This window comes from Caulobacter sp. FV1ye6ST, assembly GCF_058681225.1.
This window is the reverse complement of record NZ_CM178733.1, coordinates 1326272-1350244: the sequence shown is the minus strand read 5'-3', so window position 1 is coordinate 1350244 and position 23973 is coordinate 1326272. Positions and strand designations below refer to the sequence as shown.

Here is a 23973-nt window from a genome sequence, read left to right as displayed (position 1 = left end):
GACATTCTATTCCAAATAATGAATATCGCTGACCCCATGAGCGTCGGCGCGTCGAGGAAATCGCCAGTGCCCGTGACCCCGCGTTCAAAGCCCATCCGTCAGGCCGGCCTCGCCGCCTTGCTATGCGCCACGGCCCTGTGCGCCATCGGGGCGCCGGTCCTGGCCGCGCCGAAGCGCCCCGCGGCGGACGCCGCGCAACTCCCTGCTCCGGCCGACGTGCTGGCGGTGCTGAACCGCGCCAACAAGGCCCAGATCGACGCCATGCGGGCCGAGCCGATCCCCGTCACCACCGGCGGCGCGGTGCGCGAGATGTCCTCCAACTGGGTGTCGGCGACCTATTATGTCGGCGCGGCGCGTCTGGCGCGGGCGACGGGCGACGCCGAAACGCTGAAGTTCCTGACCGACGCGGCCGAGCACTACAACTACGCCCTGCGCGGCGCGAAGAACGGAAAGGCCATGCTGAACGCCGACGAGATGGCGATCGGCGACCTCTATGAGGAGCTCCACGCCCGTCGCGGCCAAGAAGGCGTGATCATGCCCCTGCGCCAGCGCCTTGACTGGGCCCTGCCCCACCTGGCTCGCCAGCCGATCCCCGAGCATCTGGTCTGGTGGTGGAGCGACGCGCTGTTCATGGCCCCGCCCGTGCTGGCGCGGATGAGCGCCCAGACCGGCGACAAGAAGTACCTCGACGCCATGGACAAGCAGTGGTGGCGCACCTTCGCGCGCCTCTACAGCCCGGACGACAGCCTCTATTTCCGCGACGAGCGCTTTATCGAGCGCCGCGACGAGCAGGGCCGCAAGCTCTTCTGGTCGCGCGGCAACGGCTGGGTGATGGCCGGCGCCGCGCGTGTGCTGGAATCAATGCCGGCCGACTACATCTCCCGGCCCCGCTACGTCGCGATCTTCCAGGCCATGGCCAAGCGGGTCGCCGGCCTGCAGCGCGCCGACGGCCTGTGGGCGTCCAGCCTGATGCAGCCGGAGAAGTTCCCGGAGGCCGAGACCTCCGGCTCGTCGTTCTTCGTCTACGCCCTGGCCTGGGGCATAAACCATGGACTCCTCGACCGAGCGACCTACCAGCCGGTGGTCGTGAAGGGCTGGAACGGCCTTCAAAAGCAGGTGCTGCCCAGCGGCATGATCGGCGCGGTGCAGAAGACCGGCGACCAGCCGGTGCCGACGGCCGCCGACGACATCGGTCCCTACGGCACGGGCGCCTTCCTGCTGGCCGGGCTGGAGGTGATGAACCTGGGCAAGCCCGTCACCGCCCTGCCCCTGGCCGAGCCGCCGCGTGACTCGGCCGACTTCGTGGCCGCCTCGACGCCCGTGCCGCCCGTACCGCGCACCGTTCGAGGGCCCGAGGAAGAGGCCCGCCACGCCACCGAGATGAAGGCCGTCGCCGCCCTCGCCTACGATCCGGCGATCGAGGGGCCCGGCCTGGCGCCCGCCCAGGTTCCGCCCGCCGCGCCGGGCCAGCCGACGCCGCCGAAGATGATCTACCGCATGGCCCCGCCGCCGGCCGGCCAAGACAAGCCACGCGCCACCGTCCGCTACGCGCCTGAGCGCTATGACGACATCCTGTGGGAAAACGACCGCACGGCCCACCGCATCTACGGCCCGGCCCTGGAGCAGTTCGAGCCCCCCTCGACCTCGGGCATCGACGCCTGGGGCAAGAGCGTCCGCTACCCGTTCATGACCCGCCAGCTACGCACTGGCGACCAGCACGCCTATCACGGCGAAGGCATCGACTATTACAACGTCGGGACCTTCCGCGGCGCGGGCGGCTTGGGCGTCTGGGACGGCGGCAAACTGTGGGTGTCGCGCAACTGGAAGGACTATAAGATCCTGAAGGACGGCCCCGACGCGGCCTCGTTCAAGGTCAGCTACGCGCCCTGGAAGGTCGCGGAAAAGCGCGAGGTCTGGGAGAGCCGGACCTTCACCCTGCCGATGGGCACGAACTTCACGCGGATGGTCTCGACCTTCGGCTCGAACGCCAAGGGGCCGATCACCGTGGCCCTGGGCGTCACCAAGAAGCCGACCGCGAAACAGGCTGGCGACCTGCGCGCCGACAAGGCCAAGGGCGTGTTCTCGTTCTGGGATGTCACCGATCCCGACAAGGGCACGATGGGCGTGGCCCTGCTGGTCGACCCCAAGCAGATCGTCGGGGTGACCGAGACCGACACGGACTGGCTGGTGCTGGTCAAGGTCGAGCCGGGCAAGCCGTTCGTCTACTATATGGGCGCGGCCTGGGACAAAGGCCTCGACTTCCACAGCCGCGCCGACTGGGAGACCTACGTCTTCGCGCGGAAGCCCGACTTCAACCCGAGTCACTAGGCGATGGACCGCCGCCAGTTCCTGGCCGTCGCGGGCGCTGGCGCGAGCCTGACCGCCGGCGCGGCCAAGGCCGCTCCGAATACAGCTCGCATCGCCGCGCCGCGCGTCGACCAGATCGACAGCCCACTGGGCCTCGACAATCCGCGGCCGCGCTTCTCGTGGACGATCGAGGCGGATGGCGGACGCGACGTTAAGCAGAGCGCCTATCGCCTCCGCGTGGCCGCCAGCCGCGCGGCGCTGACCGGCGGTCCGTTCCTTTGGGACAGCGGCAAGGTAGAGTCCGACGACACCTTCGATATCACCTATGCCGGACCACGGCTGGCCTCGCGCCAGCGCTGCTGGTGGCGGGTCGAGGCGTGGGATGGTGACGGCAAACCCGTTCGCGCCTCCGCACCCGCCTGGTGGGAAATGGGTCCGCTGGAGCCCTGGTCCGCCAGCTGGCTGGAGGCCGAAACCCCAGCCATGCGCGAAGAACGCCTGGAGGGGGTGTACTGGGTCTGGGGCGAGACGGATGACGCCAAACCCCGCCGGTTCCGCTGGCGCTTCGACATGTCGGCCGACGTGGTCTCGGCCATCGTCAGCGTCTGCGCCAAGGACAGCCTGAACGGCCTGTGGGTGGACGGCGCCAATCTGATCAAGCCTGGCGACCGCGCCGCCTGGGGCCAGGGTCCCAGCTTCGTCCTGCCTCGTCTCACGCCTGGCTCGCACGTGTTGACGGTCGAGGCGGGCCTGCGCCTGGACGAGCCGCGCCCGGTGCTGGGCGGCGCCCTGGCCGTGCGGCTGACACTCACCAAGGCCGACGGTTCGGTCACGCGCATTCATGCCAAGGAAGGTTGGCGCACGGCGTTGGACGCGCCGGACGGCTGGCGCGAGGCCAGCTTCGACGATGCCGCTTGGCCAGCGGCGGTTTCCGCCCGCACCATCCCGCCGTGCCATCCCTGGGTCACCGGCCCGGCCGTGCGCCTGCGCCGCGCGTTCCGGCTGGACAAGCCCGTCGCCAGCGCCCGACTCTACGCCACGGCGCTTGGCGGCTACGAGGCTCGGCTGAATGGGAAGAAGGTCGGCGATCGCCTGTTGACGCCGGAGTCAACAGACTTCCGCGGCCGCGCCCTCAGCCAGGCCTACGACGTCACCGACCTGGTGGAGGCCGGCGACAACGTTCTGGGCGCTCTGGTCGCCGACGGCTGGTTCGGCAGCCCGTTCGGCTTCCTGGACCTGCGCTACGCCTTCGGCCCGCCGCCGCGCCGGTTCTCGGGCCTGCTGGAGGTGACACACCCCGACGGCTCGATGACCCGCATCGCCACGGACGGCGACGGCTGGAAGCTGGCCCCCTCGGCGGTGCTGAAGGCCGAGATCTATGACGGCGAGACCCACGATGCGCGCCTGGACGAGACAGGCTGGGACGCACCGGGCTTCGACGATCGCGCCTGGTCCTCGGCGCGCAAAGGCGAGGCGCCGCCGGTCCATGTCGCCGCCCAGCCGGGTCCCGGCATATGCGCGATCCAGGTCCTGAAGCCGACACGGATCACCACGCCCAGACCCGGCGTCCGCATCGTCGACTTCGGCCAGAACTTTTCCGGCTGGTGCCGAATCCGCGCCAAGGGCGCGGCGGGCGACACCATCACCCTACGCCATGCCGAGGCGCTGAAGCCGGACGGGACGCTGAACACCGCCTCCAACCGCCGGGCGCTGCAAGCCGACACCTACATCCTGCGTGGAGACTCGGCCGGCGAGACGTGGCAGCCGCGCTTCACCTTCCACGGCTTCCGCTATGTCGAGGTCACCGGCCCGCTGACCGACATCGAGGGCGTCGTCCTGCACAGTGACGCGGCCCTGACCGGCGCGGCGCGGATCGACCATCCGCTGGTGCGGTCGATCGTCAACAACACCCTGTGGAGCCAGCGCGGCAACTTCCTCGGCATTCCCACCGACTGCCCGCAACGCGACGAGCGAATGGGCTGGACCGGCGACGCCCAGATCTTCTGGGACGCGGCGGCCTTCAACATGGACCTCGACGCCTTCACCCGCCGGTTCATGGGCGACGTGCGGGCCGGTCAGGCGCCGACCGGCGAGATGCCCGACACCGCGCCCTTCTGGGCCCTGGGCCAAAACACCCCCGGCTGGGCGGACGCGGCGGTGATCCTGCCCTGGACGGTCTGGCGGCGTTACGGCGACACCGGCATCATCAGCGAGAACTGGGACGCCATGGACCGCTGGAGCCGACGGCTCCTCGCGCTCAATCCCGACCACGTCTGGCGCAACGCGCGGGGCATGGACTACGGCGACTGGCTGTCGGTCGACGCCAAGAGCCGCTCGGACATCACCACGCCCAAGGCGCTGGTCTCGACCGCCTATTGGGCCCACTCGACCGACCTGCTGGCCCAGATGGCCAAGGCCACCGGTCGTGACGCCGACGCCGCACGCCTGACCGCCCTGCGCGCCAGAATCGGCGAGGCCTTCGCTCGCGAATTCGTGCGGCCGGATGGCGGGGTCGGCAATGACAGCCAGACCAGCCACATCCTGGCCTTGCGCTTCGGCCTCATGCCGGCCGCCCTGCGCCAAGCCTCGGCCGGTCGCCTGGCCGCCGACATCCGCCGGCGCGGGACCAAGCTGTCGACTGGCTTTGTGGGCACGCCCTACATCCTGGACGCTCTGGCCGACCACGGCCACGCCGACCTCGCCTATGGCCTCTTGCTACAGACCGACCTGCCCTCGTGGGGCTACCAAGTCGGCCAGGGGGCGACGACGGTGTTCGAGCGCTGGGACGGGCTGAAGGACGGCGTCGTCACGGGCTCGCTGAACCACTATGCTTTCGGCGCGGTCTGCGGCTTCATCTGGCGACGGATCATCGGCATCGACGCGCTGGAGCCCGGCTTCCGCAAGATCGCCATCCGCCCGCTGACCGATCCGCGCCTCCCCGCCGCCGGCGGCGACTACGAGTCCGTGGTTGGCCGGATCTCCAGCGCCTGGAAGCGAACGAGCGCAGGCGTCCGGCTCGACGTCATCATCCCGCCCAACACCACGGCTCGCGTCGAGCTGCCGACCCGCGTCGTCGAGATTGGCTCGGGCTCGCACACCTTCACCTTCAGCGCCTGAGGCTTCCCATGCAGAGACGCGCCCTCCTCCAGCTCGGTCTGGTCGCCGCCTCCGCGCCCACCCTGGCGCTGGCCGCCGGCAAGGCGATCCTGGCCAACGCCCATGGCGCGGTCGGCGACGGCAAGACGCTGAACACCAAGGCCATCCAGGCCGCAATCGACGAGGCCGCCAAGACCGGCGCGACGATCGCCTTCAAGCCCGGCGCCTATCGCACCGGTTCGATCTTCCTGAAGTCCGGCGTCACCCTGCGTCTCGACAAGGGCGTCACCCTGTTGGGCTCTCAGAACCTCGCCGACTATCCCGAACTCCCCACCCGCGTGGCCGGCATCGAGCTGACCTGGCCGGCGGCGCTGATCAATGTCTACAAGCAGAAGAACGTCCGCATCGTCGGCGACGGCACGGTGGACGGCGACGGCAAGGTGTTCTGGGACAGCTACTGGGCCCTACGCCGGAAGTACGATCCCAAGGGCCTGCGCTGGGCCGCCGACTACGACTGCAAGCGCCCGCGCCTGATCCAGATCTTCGACAGCCAGGAGATCGAGCTGGCCGGCCCGCGCCTGCGCCGCGCCGGCTTCTGGACGGTGCATGTCTGCTACTCGCACTACATCCACATCGCCGACCTGGAGATCCGCAACAACGAGGGCGGGCGCGGGCCGTCGACCGACGGCGTCGACATCGACTCCTCGCACGACGTGCTGGTTGAGCGGGTCGACGTGGCCTGCAACGACGACGCCCTGTGCATCAAGGCCGGCCGCGACGCCGACGGCCTGCGGGTAGCCCGGCCGACCCGCGACATCGTCATCCGCGACTGCGTGATCCGCGACGCCTCGGCCGGGATCACCTTCGGCAGCGAGACTTCCGGCGGCTTCCACGACATCAAGGTCTCGGGCCTGAAGGTGCATCACCCCACGCCGGTCGGCATCCTGTTCAAGTCGGCCCATACGCGGGGCGGCCAGATCTCGAACATCGACATCAGCGACATGCAGCTACAGGACGTGCCCACCGTCTTTCGCGTGAACCTGAATTGGAACCCGTCCTACAGCTACGCCGAGATCCCGGCGGGCATGACGGACGTTCCGTCCTACTGGAGGGTCATGACCCAACCCGTGCCGCGCGCGCAGGGCCTGTGCCGCCTCAGTGACGTACGGGTCAGCAAGGTCAAGTCGGTCGGCGCCAAGACCGCCTTCGAGGTCGCCGCCTTCGTCGAGGCGCCGCTGGAGCGCTTCGCGTTCGAGGATCTTGATCTGGACGTCCAGGCCGCCGGCAAGATCGCCGACGCCAAGGACTGGCGCTTCACCCGTTGCCGGATCGACACGCTCGACGGCAAGAAGCCCGAGGTGGTCGAGTCCTCGGGCGTGGTGGGGCTGTAAGAGGGAAAAGGCCCCAGCGCTGGAGCGCCGGGGCCTGAATCCTAGTGCTTGGCCACTTCGACCGCATAAACATGGTTCGCGCCATGCATGTTCGAGGTGAACACGATCCACTTCTGGTCCGGCGTGAAGGTCAGGTTCGGCTCCAAGCGGTAGTCGTGGGCCGACATGTCGACCAGACGCTCCGAAGCCATCTTCTCGGGCGTGATCAGGTCGTCGGTGTAGTACTGGGTGGCCGCGTCACGCGGGGTCTCCGGCTTGAAGACGTAGATCCACTTCCCGTCCGGCGCATGGGCGACCATGTCGGCGTCGCCGCCGTCGCCGGCGAACAGCGTCCCGTCGGCCGAGACGTTGTAGTGCACCGACCACTCGTTCTGCTCGACCCGGCGCCACAGGCGCTTGCCGGTGGCGATCTCGTAGCCGCCGATCCAGAACACCTGGCCGCGCGGGGTCTGCAGATCGTACCAGATCCACTTGCCGTCGGCGCCGAAGAACTCATGGCCGGCGATCTCGAAGTTCATGGTCCGGGTGTGGATCTTGGTCAGGGCCGAGCCGTCGGAGCGGATGGTCCAGATGCGGTCCACGCGGTGCCAGGGTCCCTCGTGGCAGAACATTACCAGGGTCGGGTCGGTCGGCGAGAACTGGGCATGGCCCAGCCACTTGTCCGAGGCGTGGACGACTTTTCGCTCGCCGGTCTTCAGGTCGAGCGTGAAGATCTCCATCGGCGTCGGCGTCTCGAAGCGTTCGGTCATCCGCACGCCCTTGGCCTTGGCGAAGGAGAGCGGCTTGCCGTCCGGGCCGTTGGCCGCGTACTCGGCCTGGCCAAAGCGCTTGAGATCGTCCGCGGTCTTGGGCTGCAGCGGCTTGCCGCCGTAGGTGACGACGCCCAGCAGTTGGGTCTCGTCGGCGTTGATCGAGACGATCTGGCCCTGGGCCAAATTGCCGACGACCTTGGCCTTACCGCTGTCGATGTCGAGGGCGTGGATCGTCTTGGCGCGATCCACCGGCTGGCCTTCGCCCGGGGCGGTTACCGAATAGTAGAGCCGCCGCGATTTGCGGGCGAAGAACAGCAGGTCGGCGCCCTTGCTGTTGGCTAGCGGCGTCAGCTTGAAGGTCTTCAGGTCCACGAGGGCGATGCCGGCCGGCGTTGTGATCGCCAGCTTGTCGCCCCGGGGCGTGTAGCCATTCTGGTGGAAATAGAGGTTCTTGCTGCCCGCCTCCTCCGAAAGCCGCACGATGCGGTGGCCGGTCTTCGGGTCGATCCAGTCCTCGGGAGGGGTGGCTATCGGCCCGGCGGGCGTCGGCGCCTCATCCGTTTGCCCGGCCAGAGCCGGCGTGGCCAAAGCGGCCGCCGCCAGGCCCAGGATACTTCTGCGATCGATCACGTCGAATGCTCCAAAAAGATGGGCCTGGGGCGGGGAAAGGACCACCCCAGGCCCTAGGAGGAGGCCTAGAAAGAAGAAAGCGGTCAGTAGGTCCAGCGGACGCCGAGCAGGATCTCGCGGCCGGTGTGACGGTAGTCGCTGACCCGGTCGGCGGTGTCGACATAGGCGTCGGTGAACTTGTCGCCCAGGTTGATGCCTTCCAGGGTGATGACGAAGTTGTCGCGCAGCTTATAGCTCGACGAGAAGTCGTAGTACGTGCTGCCGTGGGTGCCGCCCATGTTGTTGCCGTTCGAGCCCGGGAAGGCCGTCAGGAACTTCGACCGCTTCGCCAGCGAGGTGCGGGCGCTGAACTTGCCGCGCTCGAAATAGATCGTGGCGTTGGCCGTCGTCTTCGACTGGCCGGTCAGGGTGTTGTACTTCGGCGCGGCCTTGGTGCCGTAGTTCACCTCGGAGTCGACATAGGTGAAGTTGCCGATGAAGCCGAAGCCCCGCAGATAGTCGGGCAGGAAGTTGAACGGCTGCTGGTACTGGAACTCGACGCCCTTCAGCCAACCGCCGTCGCCGTTGTACGGACGGGTCACGTCGAAGATGTCCGAGCCCACGGCCCCGGCGCTGGTGATGATGCTCTCCGGCAGGCCCAGCGTGTTGTAGACGGCGCGGCTGGTCTGGCTGGCGATGAAGCTGTCGATCTTCTTGTAGAAGACCGCCACGGACAGCAGCGACTCCGACGCGAAGTACCACTCGGCCGCCAGGTCGAAATTGGTCGCGCGGAACGGCTCCAGGTCCGGATTGCCGAAGTTGACAGTGCGGGTCGTGGCGCTGACCGAACCACCCGGAGTCAGGCTGCCCAGGGTCGGGCGGGCCATGACCTTGGCGATGCCGCCCCGCAGGATGAAGTTGTCGCGCGGCTCCAGCGTGATGTTCATCGATGGCAAAACGTCCGTGTAGTCGTTCTTCATCGTGACGTAATTGGTGTTGTTATTCACGAAGCCGCCGGCCGTGACCTGGGTGTGGGCCACACGGAAGCCGAAGTCCGAGCGCAGCGGGGTGCCGCCGAAGATGGTCGCGTCGACGACCGCCTGGCCGAAGCCGCTCAGGTCGTCCTCCGACACGTCGCGGGTGTCGCCCGTCTGCACGATCAGCGGATAGCTGAGCAGCTTAGTGTAGGCGACGGCCTTGTCGATGTCGGCCACCACGTAGCTGCGGTCGCCGCCCGGGAACGGGAAATCGCGGCCGAACGAGACGACCTTCGAGAACGCGCCGACGCCGACGATCTGGTTGGCGCCGGTCAAGGTCTGGTTGCGGCTCGCGTCGCGATACTTGACCACGTACTGCTGGGCGTCGACGCCGCCCCGCAGCTTCAGGTGCTCATCGATGTCGAACTCCAGCGCGCCATTGACGGTGCGCACGATGTTCAGCGCCGTGCTCTCGCGCGAGCGCATCTCGGTCAGGGTGAAGTTGGCCGGATTGGCGACGTCGAAGCCGTAGGTGATGATCGGTGTGCGATCGTTGGCGCGAGCGTCATAGACGTAGCCGTTGACGTCGTTGCGATCGAGCTGGAACGAGATCTGCTCGGGCATGCGGTAGTCGGAATTGGCCACGCCGACGCGGATCTGGCCGCGCAGGCGATCGGTGAACGCGTACTTCCCGGCCAGGGTCACCTGGGTGAAGGTCGTGTGGTCGCGCTGGGTGCCGTTCTCCGAACGGACGTCGACCTTGTCGAACACGCCGTAGGTGAAGGTGTTGCGGTCGTTGAGCGCGTAGTCGCGGACGATCGTCGAGCCGACGCCGGCGGCGTTGGATCGGCTGAACGAGATGGCCTCCAGGTTCGGGCTTTCGGTGAACTGGTTGAGGTCCGAATACAGGACGTCCAGCGACAGCTCCGACTTCGCGTTCGGACGCCACTGGGTCGAGAAGGTGACGCCTAGGCGCTCGGAGTCGATTTTCGAGGCCGTGTAGCGCGGGATGCGCGGGTAGAAGGCGTTCTGCACCTTGGCCAACTCGTCCGGCGTCGCGCACTTGCTGCAGCTGGCGAAGTTGTCGGTCGCATCGGCGCCTTGCCAGCGCGTGGTGTTGAAGCCCTCGGCCACCGGCTGGCGCTTCGAATAGGCTACCGAGGCCAGGACGCCGAAGGTCTGGTCGGGATTGGACCAGCTCAGCAGGCCGGCGACGCGCGGCAGGACGCGATCGGTGATGCTGTTGAGGCTGCCCTCGGCCGAGGCGGCGGCCTTGAAGCCCTTGTAGTCGAACGGGCGACCGCTCTGCAGATCGACCGTGGCGCCTAGCGAGCCTTCCGAGATGTCGGCCGACTGGGTCTTGCGCACCGTGATGCTGTTGAACAGTTCCGAGGCGAAAACATTGAAGTCGAAGCCGCGGCTGCGGTTGCCGCCGCCCGTGGCGATGGCCTCCACGCCGTTGATGCGCACGCGGGTGAAGTCGGCGTTCAGGCCACGTACGGTGATCTGGTGACCTTCACCGCCGACGCGGTCGATGGTCACCCCCGGCAGACGCTGGATGGCTTCGGCCAGGTTCTGGTCCGGGAAGGCGGCGATATCCTCGGCCAGGATGGCGTCGACGGCGCCGATGCTGGTGCGCTTGACGCCCAGGGCCTTGCTCAAGCTGGAGCGGTAGCCGGTGACGACGATCTGCTCGACTTCAGAGGCCGCTTCGGCGGCGGGCGCGGTCTGGGCGTGCGCACCGGCGGCGGCGAGCAGCGACGCGGCGAAAGCGCCGCTGGCCATCAGGTTTTTGCGAAATTTGGCCGAGGTCATGGTTTCTCCCCTCAACCGGTTTGATACCGGTGTCGTTTAATGCTCCACAAAATATCATAATGTGGAACTGTTGCTCACACCTTGCAACAGAACGCGAAAGCCTGCAACTCTGGTATTACCAATCCGATGCGTCTTCAGCGTCTTCGGCTAACTAGGTTAAATGAGGAAACGACCATGAACTGGCAAAAAGCGTTTGTTTTTGCTGGCCTTATCGCTGGAGTTACCAATTCAGCGGTGGCGGCGGAGGCGAGTAAGCCGCTGGCGTTTCCAGGCGCGGAAGGCTTCGGCCGTTTCGCCGAGGGCGGCCGTGGCGGCAAGGTGATCAAGGTGACCAACCTGAATGACTCAGGCCCCGGCTCCCTGCGCGCCGCCGTCGAGGCCGACGGTCCGCGCATCGTGGTCTTCGACGTTGGCGGCGTGATCCGCCTGAAGAGCGACCTGAAGATCGCCAACGACCACATCACCATCGCCGGCCAGACGGCGCCCGGCTATGGGATCACCCTGCGCGACGCCCAGTTCCTGATCCACGCCAACCACGTGATCGTCCGCTACCTGCACGTCCGGGTCGGCGACGTCGCCGGCAAGGAGTATGACTCGATCTCGCTGGGCGGCGGATCGGACATCATCCTCGACCACATCTCGTCGGGCTGGTCGATCGACGAGAGCCTGTCGGTCACCCAGAAGGTCACGCCCGAGGTCAAGCACCTGACCAATGTCACGGTCCAGTGGTCGCTGATCGCCGAAAGCCTGAACCACTCGCTCCATGAGAAGGGCGAGCATGGCTATGGCAGCCTGATCCAGGGCTCGTTCGGGGCCAAGTACAGCTTCCACCACAATCTGTGGGCTCACCACGAGGCGCGGATGCCCCGCATCGGCAACTACGCCGGCGCGAAGGACGACGCCGAGGGCATCACCTTGGATTTCCGCAACAACGTCTTCTACAACTGGGGCCAGGGCGCCACGACGGACTTCTACAACTGGGAGCCGGGCGTCAGCCGCGGCTACTCGATGGACCCGTTCTACGGTCGTCCCGACAACGCCTCGAAGTTCGCGGCGGGCGAGGACCTCAACACCAACTCGACGACCCACTCCAACTTCGTGGGCAACTACTACATCCAGGGCGCCAACACCGGCGGCCCGCTGGCGCTCTACATCCGCAACAAGAGCGGCCTGACCCACTTCGCCGGCAACTACATGGACGACAAGATGGTGGACGACCAGAAGAGCCTGGTCCTGGCCTCGTCCAACGCGCCGGGCGAGCACGTGGTCGACACGCCCTTCCCGTTCGGCGCCGTGGTCACCCAGTCCGCGCCCGACGCCTACAAGGCGGTGCTGGCCAAGGCCGGCGCCTCGCGCAAGCGCGACCCGATCGACGCTCGCGTGGTCAAGAGCGTGGTCGACCGCACCGGCAAGATCATCAACAGCCAGAAAGAGGTCGGCGGCTGGTTCGAAGCGTCCTCGACCGCCGCGCCGAAGGACACTGACGGCGATGGCATGCCGGACGCCTGGGAGACGGCCCACAAGCTGAACCCGAAGGACGCCTCGGATGCGGCCAAGGATCGGGACGGCGACGGCTACACGAACATCGAAGAGTATGTGAACGGGCTGGTGAAGTAGGCTTGCGAAGCCGAAACCTCGCCCTTCGACAAGCTCAGGGTGAGGTTTCTACTCGAACGCTGAAGTCGTCCTCACCCTGAGCCTGTCGAAGGGCGAGGACGGCTTTCACACGCGTCACGGCAACGGCTTGAAGCCCTCGGCCTTCACCGTCCACTTGCCGTCCTTAGGGAAACCCGGGGTCGGCCCCTTCGAGCCGTCCCAGCCGCCCGCCATCATCGCCACGGCCGCCAGCAGCGAGCCGTTCGACGGGAAATAGGTCTCGGCAGCGCGGCGATAACCCGGGCCGTCGGGGCCGACCGGCTCGTCGGCCGGCACGATCTGGCCGCCAGACACAACCGTCTTGGGCACGAAGGCCTGGGCATGTTCGTCCAGGTGCACCCGCGGCGTCATGCCCGAGACGCCGAACTTGTTGTTCTTGGCCTCGTAGAACAGCCAGTCGACGGCCTTGTCCGGCTCACCCAGGCGCGCGGCGGTCATCGCCACCATCGGATAATCCCAGCCCCAGGTCTGGCGCAGGTCCCAGTCGGTCTCCACGGCCCGCAGGGTGCGCCGCATGGTCTCCGGGTCGGCCTTTCCCGGGATCAGGCCGTAGGCCATCAGGAACGAGGGGTGGTCGCGGTTCATGCACTTGGGATCGACGGCGTGCTTGGAGCAGGCGGCGCTTCTCGCCACGTCCCAGAAGTCCGGCACGGACTCCGCCGGCAGGTAGAGGCCGTCCTTGGTCGCCAGCGGGGCCAGGCCCTTGATCACCGCGTCCCACTCGGGCTTGCGCGCCAGGCCGGCGCGGGTCCGCCACTGCTGCGCCGTCTCCAGCCCCCAGCGGTAATACTCCAACTCGAAGGCCGGGTTGAAGGTGGTCAGCGGGTCGTAGTTCTCCTGCACCGGGATGATCGGCGGCCCCAGGATGAAGCGACCCTTGTCGTCCTTGTGCGGGAAGCTGGCCAGCAGGTCGGCGGTCTCGGAGACCAACTGGCCGTACTTGGCAAGGGTCGCCTTGGTCGGCTTGTCGCGCCAGATCAGCTCGGACATCCAGATCGGATGCGGCTGCTGCCACATGATGAAGGGCGAGACCTTGCTGGGGCTGTCGACGCCGTCGGGTCCGACCATCTTGGGCCACCAGGCGCCCTTCAGGCCGTGGCTGGCGGCGCGGGCCTTGGCGTCCTTCAGGTGGCTCACATACCAGGGCAGGCTGCGCTCCAGGTATTCGGGCTTGTTCCAGAGGGCGAAATGGCCCGCGTGCCAGGCGTGCATCTCGAGATGGAACTTGCCGTTCCAGCTGTTGGAGAAAAGCCCCTCCTCCTGCGGCGGGACCTCGCCGGCGCCGTTGAGGGCCATCAGGTACTGGGAGAGCACCACGCGGCGCTCCAGTTCGGCGGCGCGCGGGTCGGTGCTGCCCGAGAAGTCGACGGCCGCGCCCTGCGTCCAATAGGACTTCCAGTGCGCGCGCGTGGCCTGGTCGGCGACGGTGACGGTCGGCAGTTGCTTCGGCAGGGCCGCGCGCGAGAAGGCGACTTCAAGGCCCAGGGTCCGGCCCTTGGCCCTGGGCGCGACGACGAAGGCATGCGGACCGGCGGCGGTGAAGTCGACCGCGCGGTCCGCCTGCAGGGCGGCGACGTAGCGGGTTTCATCCAGCTGACGCGAGAGGTCCAGGCGGGTCTTCCCCTCCCCCGTCACCCTGGTGGTGTGCAGCTCCGGGTGCTCCCAATCCGATGGGTCTGGATTGAGGTTCTTCGAGACGCCCGGGAACTTCACGGACAGCTTCAGGCGGCCTTGCTCGACCAGCGCGGAGTCGACGTCGACCACGATCATGTCCAGCGTCGGATGCACGCGCGTCCGCACCGTCACGGTCTCGCCGTCATAGGTGAAGCGGCTGGTCAGCACGCCGGTCCACAGGTCCAGCGTCTGCTCGGCCTGCTTGAGGTCCGTGAACTTGGCGGGCTTGCCGGCCCTGTCCCGCAGATCCAGGGCCACCCGGCCCAGCGAGAAGCGGTGCGGGTTCTCGCGCAGCCACAGCAGGGCCGGCCGCGTCTCGCCCTCGTTCCAATCGGCCATATAGGCGTAGGGCTGCTTGCTGCCCCTCACGTCGATCGGCACGGTTCCGTCGGCATAGGTGTAGTGGTTCGGATTGGGGAAGGCGTGCCAGGCCCATTGGGCCTCGGTCAGCAGCGGCGCGATCTTGCTGTAGGCCTCGGGGAAGGTCTGCAGGCCGGTGATGTCGGCGGTGAAACCGATCTGGCCGTTGCCGACCATCAGCGGCGAGCTGGGATCGACAGCGGTCAGCTTGACGTCATGCCGGCTGACCAGGGCGTGGCGGTCGATCGGCTGACCGAACGCTGATGTAGCCAGGCAGGCGACCGCGAGGCCGGCCATCAGAACATGCTTCATCGTCTACTCCCAATCGTCTTGTTGTCGCGGGCGCTCAGGCCAGGATCGAACGGTCGATCTCGGCCACGCTGTTGACCCCGGTCAGGGCCATGGCCACGCGCATTTCCTTTTCGAAGAGGTCCAGAAGCTGGGTCACGCCAGTCTCGCCGCGAGCGGCCAGGGCGTAGACCCAGGCCCGGCCCAGCAGCACGCCATGCGCGCCCAGGGCCAGCATCCGCACGACATCGAGGCCCGAGCGCACGCCGCTGTCGGCCAGCACCGTCAACCGGTCGCCCACCGCCTCGGCGATGGCCGGCAGGGCGCGGGCCGAGGACAGCACGCCGTCCAGCTGCCGTCCGCCGTGGTTGGAGACCACGATGCCGTCCGCGCCGATATCGGCGGCGGCCTTGGCGTCCTCGGGATCCAGCACACCCTTGATGACCAGCGGGCCCTTCCAGACCTCGCGGATCCACTCCAGGTCCTTCCACTGGATGGACGGATCGAAGTTCGCCCCCAGCCAGCCCATGAAGTCTTCCAGCCCGGAGTTGTCGCCCAGCACCGGCGCGACATTGCCCAGGGTGTGCGGACGGCCCATGACGCCGACGTCCCAAGCCCAGCTGGGCTTGAACATCGCCTGCAGCATGCGCCGGGCGGCGGCGCTCGGGCCGCTCATGCCGGAGTGGGCGTCGCGATAGCGGGCGCCGGGCACGGGCATGTCGACGGTAAAGACGAGGGTCGTCGCGCCCGCATTCGCCGCGCGGGCCAGCAGGTCACGCATGAAGGCCCGGTCGCGCAGCACATAGAGCTGGAACCAGATCGGCGCGCTGGACGCCTCGGCCACCTCGTCGACATCGCAGACGCCGACGGTGGACAGACAGAACGGCACGCCCTTCTTGGCCGCCGCGCGCGCCGCCTGGCACTCGCCGCGCCGAGCGTACATGCCCGTCAGACCGACCGGGGCCAGGGCGATCGGCATGGCCTGCTCGACGCCAAACAAGGTCGCCTTGGTCGAGACCCGGGAGACGTCCTTCAGCACTCGTTGGCGCAGGGACAGATCCGCGAGGTCGGCGACGTTGCGCGCCAGGGTCCGCTCGGCATAGGCGCCGCCGTCGATATAGTCGAACAGGAACCTTGGCAGGCGACGACGCGCCGCCTCCCGAAAGTCCGTGGTCGAGGAGACGATGGTCATCGCTACTGCAGGTTCACGAAGGCGCCGCCGTCGACCAGCAGGGCCGCGCCGGTGACATACTTGGCCAGGTCCGAGGCCAGGAACACGATCGGCCCGGCCAGGTCGTCGGGCTGACCCAGACGGCCCAACGGGATGCGCCCGGCCATGTAGTCACGCTTCTTCTGGTCGGCGAGGTCTTCCTTGTTGATCGCCGTCTCGATCGTACCCGGCAGCACCGCGTTGCAGCGGATGCCGTAGGGGCCGAGCGCGATAGCGGTCGACTGCATCAGCGAGTTCACGCCGGCCTTGGTGGGGGTGTAGTGCGTCTGCATGCCACCGCCGACCAGGGCGCTGATCGAGCTGACGGCGATGATCGCGCCGCCGTGACCCTGCTTGACCATCTGGTTGGCCGCCGCCTGGACCATGTAGTAGGCGCCGTGCAGGTTGACCCGCATGGTGCGCTCCATCACCTCGGCCGGCATGTCGAGGAAGCCGTGGAAGGGGCAGATGCCGGCGTTGTTGACGAACACGTCGACCTTGCCGAACGCCTCGACCGCCGCCTGGACGAAGGCGGGCGCGGAAGCAGCCTCGGCCACGTCGCCCTTCACGGCGATCGCGCGACGGCCCAGCGCCTCGATCTCGCGCACCGCGTCCGCCGCGCCCGCCTCGTCCGAGTGGTAGTTGATCGCGACGTCCGCCCCGTGCTGGGCGCAGCCGATGGCCGCGGCCTTGCCGATGCCCCCAGAGGCGCCGGTGACCAGCACGACCTTATCCTTCAACAGCATAGGCTTCCTTCCCGGGGCTGGCCCGTTTACGCGTTACTTCTTGCGTGTGGACCGCTCGCTCCAGCCCAGTTCGCGGCTGATGGCGTTGGCGGTGTTGCGGACATCGTCCGACAGCGCCTCCATGCGGGCGTCGTCCATGTATTGGGCGGCGCTGGAGAGGCTGATGGCGCCGACCGTCTGGCCGTCGACACCCCGAATGGGCGCGGCGACGCAGCGGATCTGGTCTTCGTTCTCTTCAAGGTCGAAGGCGCGGCCGGCGGCGGCGTAGCCGCGCATCCGCTCCAGCCAGACGGGCAGGCCCAGGGCGCGCGGACCGGTTTCGGCCGTGAACAACTGCTTCCAGCGCTCTTCGCCAAGGTCGAGGATCAGCGCCTTGCCGAGGCCCGTCGATGACAGCGGCTGGCGCTCGCCGATCCGCGAGCCGATCTCGACCCGCCGACGGCCCGGCACCTTGTCGAGATAGAGGGCTAGATCGCCCTCCAGTATGCCAAGGTGGACGGTGTCGCTGGTCGTGTTGGACAGCAGCTCCAGGTGCGGACGGGCGACCTGCGGCAGGTGCATCTGCTCCCGCGCGGCATAGCCCAGTTCCAGCAGCTTGGGCCCCAGCGCATAACCCTCGCGCGGACGGAAGGTCAGCATCCGGCGATCGACCAGGGCGGCGGCCAGGCGGTGCGTGGTGCTGCGGGTCAGGCCCAGCGTCTCGGCCAGTTCGGTCAGGGCGATCGGGCCGTTGGCGACGGCCTCGATCACGTCCAGGCCGCGCAGCAGGGTCTGGCTGCCCGACGGTTTTCCGTCCCCATCCGCATCGCCGCGCTTGATTGACGCCTCTTGTTCCATTCTCTAGACATACCTCTCACATTGTGAAAGTCCACTGCTTAGGACCTTCATTTTGGACGTCAGTTTGCAGATCACGGCCGCGAATAGCCAGAGCGTTCCCGAAATATGGGACTAGCGTGCATTTGGGCCAAAACAGAGCCTGCCTCGGGGAGTCGACGCCGATGAGTTTTCCGAAGATCCGAGCCGTTCGGGCCTACGTCGTCCGGGGCGGCGGGGCCGACTATCACGACCAGGGTGACGGCCACTGGATCGACGATCACATCGCCACGCCGATGTCGCGCTATCCGGAATATCGCCAGAGCCGCCAGAGCTTCGGCATCAACGTGCTGGGCACGCTGGTCGTCGAGATCGAGGCCATGGACGGCACGATCGGCTTCGCGGTGACCACGGGTGGCGAGCCGGCCGCCTATATCGTCGAGAAGCACCTGGCCCGCTTCCTGGAAGGCCGCGATCCCACCGAGGTCGAGAAGATCTGGGACCAGATGTACTTCTCCACCCAGTACTACGGCCGCAAGGGCCTGGTCGTGAACGCCCTCTCCGGCGTCGACCTGGCGCTGTGGGACCTGCTGGGCAAGCTACGCCAGGAGCCCGTTTATCACCTGCTGGGCGGCAAGGTTCGCGACGAGCTGACCTTCTACGCCACGGGCGCGCGCCCGGACCTGGCCAAGCAGATGGGCTTCATCGGCGGCAAGATGCCCCTGCACCACGGTCCGGCCGAGGGCGAGGAAGGCCTACGCAAGAACCTCGAAGAGCTGGCGACGATGCGCGAGCGCTGTGGCGAGGACTTCTGGCTGATGTTCGACTGCTGGATGGCGCTGGACCTCAACTACGCCACCAAGCTGGCTCACAAGGCCCATGAGTATGGCCTGAAGTGGATCGAGGAGGCCCTGAGCCCCGACGACTACTGGGGCTATCGTGACCTGAAGAAGAACGCCCCCAAGGGCATGCTGGTCACCACCGGCGAACACGAAGCCACCCGCTGGGGCTTCCGCATGCTGCTGGAGATGGAGTGCTGCGACATCATCCAGCCGGACGTGGGCTGGTGCGGCGGCATGACCGAGATCATCAAGATCTCGAATCTGGCCGACAGCCGGGGCGTGCTCTGCATCCCGCACGGCTCGTCGGTCTACAGCTACCACTTCGTCATCACGCGCCATAACAGCCCGTTCGCCGAGTTCCTGATGATGGCCCCGAAGGCCGACGAGGTGGTCCCGATGTTCCACCCGCAGCTGATCGGCGAGCCCGTGCCGGTCAACGGCAAGCTCAAGCTCTCCGACGCGCCGGGCTTCGGCGTCGAACTCAATCGCGAGGTCGGCTTGCACCGGCCTTACGCCCGCTGATCCTCTCGAAAGACTAGAGCCATGAAACTCCTCCGCTACGGCCCCAAGGGCGCCGAAAAGCCCGGCCTCCTCGACGCCGAGGGCAAGATCCGCGACCTGTCGGGCCACGTGGCCGACATCACCGGCGCCCAGTTGTCGCCGGCCAGCCTGAAGGCCCTGGCCGCGATCGACCCCGCCTCGCTGCCGCCCGTCGAGGGCTCACCCCGCTACGGCGTGCCGGTCAACGGCGTTTCCAAGTTCATCGCCGTGGGCCTGAACTTCGCCGACCACGCCGCCGAGTCGAACCTGCCGATCCCGGAAGAGCCGGTGCTGTTCACCAAGGCCGTCAGCTGCCTGACCGGTCCGAACGATCCGGTGATGATCCCCAAGGGCTCGCTGAAGACCGACTGGGAAGTCGAGCTGGGCGTCGTGATCGGCACGCGCGCCCGCTACGTCTCGGAAGCCGCGGCCCTGGACTATGTGGCCGGCTACGTCCTGATCAACGACGTCTCCGAGCGCGCCTTCCAGATCGAGCGCGGCGGCACCTGGGACAAGGGCAAGGGTTGCGACACCTTCGGCCCGGTCGGCCCGTGGATCGTCACCTCGGACGAGGTCGGCGACCCGCAGAATCTGGGCATGTGGCTGGACGTCAACGGTCAGCGCAAGCAGGACGGCTCGTCGAAGACCATGATCTTCCCGATCAGCAAGCTGGTCTCATACATCAGCGAGTTCATGACGCTGGAGCCTGGTGATCTCATCACCACCGGCACCCCGCCCGGCGTCGGCATGGGTCAGAAGCCCGAGCCCGTCTATCTGAAGGCCGGCGACGAGATCCGCCTCGGCATCGAGAAGCTGGGCGAGCAGCGCCAGATCGTCGTGGCCTGGACCCAGGAAGGCGTGCAGTGAGCGGCATCTACGCTAATCGCTTCGCCGGCCGCTGCGCGGTCGTGACCGGCGGGGCCTCGGGCCTCGGCAAGGCGGTCGCCGCGCGCATCGTCGCGGAAGGCGGCAAGGTCGCCCTGTGGGACCTCGACGCGACGAGCCTCGAATCTGTCGCCCTTGAGATCGGCGCCAGCCACAGCGTGGCGCTCGACGTCTCCGACCAGGCCGCCGTCGCCGAGGCCGCCAAGAGCTCGAACGAAGCCCTGGGCAAGATCGACATCCTGGTCGCTTCGGCCGGCATCACCGGCGCCACCGTCCCGGTGCACGAGTTCCCGGTCGACAGCTGGAAGCGCGTGATCGACATCAACCTGAACGGCATCTTCTACTGCTGCCGCGAGACGGTGCCGTACATGCTGGCGGGCGGCTACGGCCGGATCGTCAACGTCGCCTCCGTAGCTGGCAAGGAAGGCAACCCCAACGCCAGCGCCTATTCGGCTTCGAAGGCCGGGGTCATCGGCCTGACCAAGTCGCTGGGCAAGGAGCTGGCCACCAAGGGCGTGATCGCCAACGCCCTCACCCCCGCCACCTTCGAGAGCCCGATCCTGGACCAGTTGCCCAAGAGCCAGGTCGACTACATGCGCGGCAAGATCCCCATGGGTCGCCTGGGCGAGGTCCACGAGAGCGCCGCGATGGTCTGCTTCATGGCCAGCGAGGAATGCAGCTTCACCACCGCCGCCACCTTCGACACTTCCGGCGGCCGGACCACCTTCTGATCGCGGAACGACCCGGAACACCGGGCGTCTAGGAGAGGAACAAACCCATGGCCGGCCCGCCCTTCGTCGATGCGCACATCCATCTGTGGGACCTCACGCGCATCCGCTATCCCTGGCTGACGCCGCCGTTCAACGAAGATGGTCCGAACGGTAGCGTCGAGGCGATCGCGCACACCTATCTGCTGGACGACTACCTGGCCGACGCCAAGGCCTGGAACGTCGTCGGCGCGGTGCATGTGGACGCGGGCGCGGAGGGCGCGTCGGCGCTGGAGGAGACTCGCTGGCTGCAGGCGCTGTCGGATGAGCGTGGCCTGCCCAGCGGCCTAGTCGCCTTCGCCGCTCTGGACGCGCCTGACGTCGAGCCCTTGCTTGAGGCTCACGCAGCCTATCGCAGCGTCCGGGGCATCCGCCACATCGTCAACTGGCACGCCGATCCCAAGCGCACCTACACCCCGCGCGACGTGACCGGCGATCCGGCCTGGCGCGCGGGATTTGGCCTGCTGGCCAAGCACGGCCTGTCGTTCGACCTGCAGTGCTATCCCGGCCAGATGCTGGGCCTCGTGGACCTGTTCGCCGCCCATCCCGACACGCCGGTGATGATCAACCACGCTGGCATGCCGGTGGACACGGACGAGGCCGGCAAGACGCGGTGGCGCGAAGGCATGAGGGCCCTGGCCGCCCTGCCCCAGGTCTCGACAAAGCTGTCGGGCTTCGGCTTCGTCCACCGCCGGTGGACCGAGGATCAGATCCGCCCCTACATCCTGGAGGCCATCGACATCTTCGGCACGGACCGCTGCATGTTCGCCAGCGACGCGCCGACCGACATGTTGTTCGGCAGCCTCGACAAACATCTGACCGCCTACGCCGCCATCACCGCCGGCTTCAGCGACGACGAGCGCCGCGACCTGTTCGGCCGCAACGCCAACCGCCTCTATCGCCTGGGCCTAGACATCTGATGCGCAAGATCGCCACCCGCATGCGGCTCAAACCCGGCCGGTTGGACGAGTACCGCCGCCGGCACGACGCCCTGTGGCCGGAACTCGCCGAGCTGCTGAAGAGCCGCGGCATCACCGACTATTCCATCCACCACGATCCCGAGACGAACGCCCTGTTCGCCGTGATGTGGTGCGCCACGCCCGAGCGGCTCGACGACCTGCCCGCCCATCCGGTGATGCGGCGCTGGTGGGAGTCCATGGCGCCGCTGATGGAAGTCAATCCTGACAAATCGCCGGTCAGCGTTGCGCTGGACACCCTGTTCCACCTCGCCTGACAGCATCCAAGACAAGAAGAAAAGGGAGAAGACCATGACGCCCAATCCGTTGCTTGGCGTGCTGTTCCACTGGCTGGGCGGCCTGGCCTCGGCCAGCTTCTACGTGCCCTATCGCGGCGTGCGTCGCTGGTCGTGGGAGATCTTCTGGCTGACCGGGGGGATCTTCTCCTGGCTGCTGGCGCCATGGTTCTTCGCCGCGATCCAGACCCGCGACCTGATGGGCGTGATGAGCCAGGTTCCCGGCAACATCGCCGGCCTCTGCATCCTGTTCGGCATGCTCTGGGGCTTTGGCGGCCTGACCTACGGCCTGACCATGCGCTATCTTGGCCTGTCGCTGGGCATGGCGGTGGTGCTGGGTCTCTGCACGGTGTTCGGGACCCTGATCCCGCCGATCGTCCAGGGCGACTTCGCCGAGAAGCTGCTGAACAACGCCTCGGGCCGGATCATCCTGCTGGGCCTCGTCATCACCTTGGCCGGCATCGTCGTGGTGGCCCTGGCCGGGGCGCGCAAGGACGCGGCCCTCTCCGAAGACGCCAAGAAGGCGGTCATCGCCGAGTTCGACTTCAAGAAGGGCGTCGCCGTGGCGATCTTCTCCGGGATCATGTCGGCCTGCTTCGCCTTCGGTCTGGCGGCGGGCGAACCGATCAAGGCGCTGTCGGCCTCGGCGGGCACCGGCCCGCTGTGGACCGGCCTGCCGGTGCTGTGCCTCGTCATGTTCGGCGGCCTGCTGACCAACGGCGTCTGGTGCGGCTTCCTGATCGTCCGTAACAAGAGCGCCGGCCAGTGGCTGGGCGGCGCGGCGCCCGCCGAGGACGCGGCTTCCAAAGGGGTTGGCGAAGCCAAGCCGCCGCTGCTGGCCAACTACCTGCTCTGCGCCCTGGCGGGCACGGCCTGGTACTTCCAGTTCTTCTTCTACACGATGGGCGAGAGCCAGATGGGGAAGTTCGGCTTCTCCAGCTGGACGCTGCACATGGCCAGCATCATCATCTTCGGCACCGTCTGGGGCTTTGCCCTGCGCGAATGGAAGGACGCCCGCCCCGGCGTGAAGGCCACCGTCTGGAGCGGCATCGCTCTGCTGATCCTGGCCACCATCGTCATCGGCTACGGCAACAAGATCGGGGCCGCGTAGCCGGTCTGTCTCCCGTCACGGTCCTGCGCTAGGGTCGCCCACACTGGGCCGCCCTAGCGCCCGGATCCAGCGAGGAGACTACCGTGAAGATCGTCACCAGCCTCAGCTTCAAGGGCGAGTGCCGCCAGGCGTTCGACTTCTACGCCCAGGTCCTGGGCGGCAAGGTCACCGCCGCCTACCCGTTCGGCGACGGCCCGCCCGACATGCCGGTCGATGCGAAGTACAAGGACTGGCTGATGCACGCGTGGCTGGAGGTCGGCGACCAGGCGATCATGGGCGCGGACATGCCGCCAGAGTTCGCCCCGAACATCGATAAGCCCAAGAATGGCTTCGACGTCACCTATCACGCCGATAATGCGGCCGAGGCCAAGCGGGTGTTCGACGCGCTGTCGGAAGGCGGCAAGGTCGGCATGGATTTCGCCGAGACCTTCTGGTCGCCGGGCTACGGCAGCTTCACCGACAAGTTCGGCATTCCGTGGATGATCAACACCATCCCCGCCCAGCCCTGATCGATCGGCTTGGTCCGCCGGCCTTCTACGCGCCCGAGATCGAGGCGCGCAGGCGGCCGGCGACGTCGCCCAGGGTGATGGCGCCGAGGGAGTCGTTGACCTCGAGCACGCCTTGGCCATGCTGTTGTGACAGGTTCCCCGTGAAGTCGGTCAGCGCCGTGATGTGCTGAGCCAACAGGTCGACCGTGTGCAGCTCCTGCATCACCGACAGGCGGTGCTCGTCCGGAACGACCTCCAGGATCTTGCCGAGGGCGACGTCCAGATGCCCGCACGCCACCGCCGCGATCGACATCTCGGTCGAGATCGCCTTCAGCACCGTTTCAACGCTCGCAGGCGCGAGTTTATCCGACATCAGTAACCCCCTGATTCCCTA

The 23973-nt window shown here is 67.4% G+C and carries 18 protein-coding genes and 1 pseudogene; 11 read left to right on the top strand and 8 right to left on the bottom strand.

The window, feature by feature from the left end; translation table 11 throughout:
- Positions 1-72: 72 nt before the first annotated feature.
- Genes ACW175_RS06550 through ACW175_RS06540 form a run of 3 tightly spaced genes read left to right on the top strand, consistent with a single transcriptional unit; the run spans position 73 to position 6794 of the window.
- Complete coding sequence (locus tag ACW175_RS06550) at positions 73-2328, top strand: glycoside hydrolase family 88 protein (RefSeq protein WP_492103796.1); 2256 nt, start codon at positions 73-75, stop codon at positions 2326-2328.
- A 3-nt stretch (positions 2329-2331) separates the two neighbouring features.
- Positions 2332-5424 carry an alpha-L-rhamnosidase gene (locus tag ACW175_RS06545; RefSeq protein WP_492103795.1) on the top strand — a complete coding sequence of 1031 codons (3093 nt, stop codon included), beginning with the start codon at positions 2332-2334 and terminating at the stop codon, positions 5422-5424.
- Positions 5425-5432: 8 nt separating this feature from the next.
- On the top strand, positions 5433-6794 hold the full coding sequence (locus ACW175_RS06540) for a glycoside hydrolase family 28 protein (protein ID WP_492103794.1): 1362 nt from the start codon (positions 5433-5435) through the stop codon (positions 6792-6794).
- 41 nt (positions 6795-6835) lie between these two features.
- Here the strand turns inward: ACW175_RS06540 and ACW175_RS06535 are convergent, their stop codons facing one another.
- Positions 6836-8176 (bottom strand): oligogalacturonate lyase family protein, encoded by a 1341-nt coding sequence (locus ACW175_RS06535; protein WP_492103793.1) that lies wholly within the window; start codon positions 8174-8176, stop codon positions 6836-6838.
- Between the two features lie 83 nt (positions 8177-8259).
- Positions 8260-10947 (bottom strand): TonB-dependent receptor, encoded by a 2688-nt coding sequence (locus ACW175_RS06530; protein WP_492103792.1) that lies wholly within the window; start codon positions 10945-10947, stop codon positions 8260-8262.
- 174 nt (positions 10948-11121) lie between these two features.
- On the opposite strand from ACW175_RS06530, the gene ACW175_RS06525 reads away from it, so the two are divergent.
- A complete protein-coding gene (locus ACW175_RS06525) occupies positions 11122-12564 on the top strand; it encodes a pectate lyase (protein ID WP_492103791.1) in 1443 nt (480 codons plus the stop codon).
- A 12-nt stretch (positions 12565-12576) separates the two neighbouring features.
- Here ACW175_RS06525 and ACW175_RS06520 read toward each other — a convergent pair.
- The 5 genes and pseudogenes from ACW175_RS06520 to ACW175_RS06500 form a co-directional block, all read right to left on the bottom strand.
- Positions 12577-12682, bottom strand: a pseudogene (locus ACW175_RS06520) (hypothetical protein); the annotation flags it as partial.
- The gene (locus tag ACW175_RS06515; protein ID WP_492103790.1) at positions 12679-14949 is read right to left on the bottom strand and encodes a hypothetical protein; all 2271 of its coding nucleotides are present in this window, start codon (positions 14947-14949) and stop codon (positions 12679-12681) included. The pseudogene ACW175_RS06520 and the gene ACW175_RS06515, both read right to left, overlap by 4 nt.
- Before the next feature lie 34 nt (positions 14950-14983).
- Positions 14984-16117: an FMN-dependent L-lactate dehydrogenase LldD gene (gene lldD, locus ACW175_RS06510; protein ID WP_492103789.1), complete on the bottom strand. Its 1134-nt coding sequence runs from the start codon at positions 16115-16117 to the stop codon at positions 14984-14986.
- Positions 16118-16119: 2 nt separating this feature from the next.
- Entirely contained in the window at positions 16120-16881 is a 762-nt protein-coding gene (gene lra1, locus ACW175_RS06505) for an L-rhamnose 1-dehydrogenase Lra1 (protein WP_492103788.1), read from the bottom strand.
- Positions 16882-16914: 33 nt separating this feature from the next.
- A complete protein-coding gene (locus ACW175_RS06500; RefSeq protein ID WP_492103787.1) occupies positions 16915-17718 on the bottom strand; it encodes an IclR family transcriptional regulator in 804 nt (267 codons plus the stop codon).
- Positions 17719-17879: 161 nt separating this feature from the next.
- On the opposite strand from ACW175_RS06500, the gene rhmD reads away from it, so the two are divergent.
- The 7 genes from rhmD to ACW175_RS06465 all read left to right on the top strand — a co-directional run bounded on the left by rhmD (position 17880) and on the right by ACW175_RS06465 (position 23600).
- Positions 17880-19058 (top strand): L-rhamnonate dehydratase, encoded by a 1179-nt coding sequence (gene rhmD / locus ACW175_RS06495; protein WP_492103786.1) that lies wholly within the window; start codon positions 17880-17882, stop codon positions 19056-19058.
- Between the two features lie 21 nt (positions 19059-19079).
- Complete coding sequence (locus ACW175_RS06490; RefSeq protein WP_492103785.1) at positions 19080-19943, top strand: 2,4-didehydro-3-deoxy-L-rhamnonate hydrolase; 864 nt, start codon at positions 19080-19082, stop codon at positions 19941-19943.
- Positions 19940-20692: an SDR family NAD(P)-dependent oxidoreductase gene (locus tag ACW175_RS06485; protein WP_492103784.1), complete on the top strand. Its 753-nt coding sequence runs from the start codon at positions 19940-19942 to the stop codon at positions 20690-20692. The genes ACW175_RS06490 and ACW175_RS06485 overlap by 4 nt, the downstream gene beginning before the upstream one ends.
- A 47-nt stretch (positions 20693-20739) precedes the next feature.
- A complete protein-coding gene (locus ACW175_RS06480) occupies positions 20740-21648 on the top strand; it encodes an amidohydrolase family protein (RefSeq protein WP_492103783.1) in 909 nt (302 codons plus the stop codon).
- Positions 21648-21962 carry an L-rhamnose mutarotase gene (locus ACW175_RS06475; RefSeq protein WP_492103782.1) on the top strand — a complete coding sequence of 105 codons (315 nt, stop codon included), beginning with the start codon at positions 21648-21650 and terminating at the stop codon, positions 21960-21962. Before ACW175_RS06480 ends, ACW175_RS06475 begins: the two co-directional genes overlap by 1 nt.
- 34 nt (positions 21963-21996) lie before the next feature.
- Positions 21997-23091, top strand: coding sequence for an L-rhamnose/proton symporter RhaT (rhaT, locus tag ACW175_RS06470; RefSeq protein WP_492103781.1), 1095 nt, complete (start codon positions 21997-21999; stop codon positions 23089-23091).
- Between the two features lie 83 nt (positions 23092-23174).
- Positions 23175-23600 (top strand): VOC family protein, encoded by a 426-nt coding sequence (locus ACW175_RS06465; RefSeq protein ID WP_492103780.1) that lies wholly within the window; start codon positions 23175-23177, stop codon positions 23598-23600.
- A 25-nt stretch (positions 23601-23625) separates the two neighbouring features.
- Here ACW175_RS06465 and ACW175_RS06460 read toward each other — a convergent pair whose 3' ends face one another.
- On the bottom strand, positions 23626-23952 hold the full coding sequence (locus ACW175_RS06460) for a DUF8776 family protein (protein ID WP_492103779.1): 327 nt from the start codon (positions 23950-23952) through the stop codon (positions 23626-23628).
- Between the last annotated feature and the right edge of the window lie 21 nt (positions 23953-23973).

Excerpts from the sequence above, each read along its gene's own strand:
- ACW175_RS06545 (WP_492103795.1), top strand. The coding sequence starts at position 2,332 with ATGGACCGCCGCCAGTTCCTGGCCGTCGCGGGCGCTGGCGCGAGCCTG.
- ACW175_RS06540 (WP_492103794.1), top strand. The coding sequence starts at position 5,433 with ATGCAGAGACGCGCCCTCCTCCAGCTCGGTCTGGTCGCCGCCTCCGCG.
- ACW175_RS06530 (WP_492103792.1), bottom strand. The coding sequence starts at position 10,947 with ATGACCTCGGCCAAATTTCGCAAAAACCTGATGGCCAGCGGCGCTTTC.
- ACW175_RS06525 (WP_492103791.1), top strand. The coding sequence starts at position 11,122 with ATGAACTGGCAAAAAGCGTTTGTTTTTGCTGGCCTTATCGCTGGAGTT.
- ACW175_RS06515 (WP_492103790.1), bottom strand. The coding sequence starts at position 14,949 with ATGAAGCATGTTCTGATGGCCGGCCTCGCGGTCGCCTGCCTGGCTACA.
- lldD (WP_492103789.1), bottom strand. The coding sequence starts at position 16,117 with ATGACCATCGTCTCCTCGACCACGGACTTTCGGGAGGCGGCGCGTCGT.
- lra1 (WP_492103788.1), bottom strand. The coding sequence starts at position 16,881 with ATGCTGTTGAAGGATAAGGTCGTGCTGGTCACCGGCGCCTCTGGGGGC.
- ACW175_RS06500 (WP_492103787.1), bottom strand. The coding sequence starts at position 17,718 with ATGGAACAAGAGGCGTCAATCAAGCGCGGCGATGCGGATGGGGACGGA.
- rhmD (WP_492103786.1), top strand. The coding sequence starts at position 17,880 with ATGAGTTTTCCGAAGATCCGAGCCGTTCGGGCCTACGTCGTCCGGGGC.
- ACW175_RS06490 (WP_492103785.1), top strand. The coding sequence starts at position 19,080 with ATGAAACTCCTCCGCTACGGCCCCAAGGGCGCCGAAAAGCCCGGCCTC.
- ACW175_RS06480 (WP_492103783.1), top strand. The coding sequence starts at position 20,740 with ATGGCCGGCCCGCCCTTCGTCGATGCGCACATCCATCTGTGGGACCTC.
- ACW175_RS06475 (WP_492103782.1), top strand. The coding sequence starts at position 21,648 with ATGCGCAAGATCGCCACCCGCATGCGGCTCAAACCCGGCCGGTTGGAC.
- rhaT (WP_492103781.1), top strand. The coding sequence starts at position 21,997 with ATGACGCCCAATCCGTTGCTTGGCGTGCTGTTCCACTGGCTGGGCGGC.
- ACW175_RS06460 (WP_492103779.1), bottom strand. The coding sequence starts at position 23,952 with ATGTCGGATAAACTCGCGCCTGCGAGCGTTGAAACGGTGCTGAAGGCG.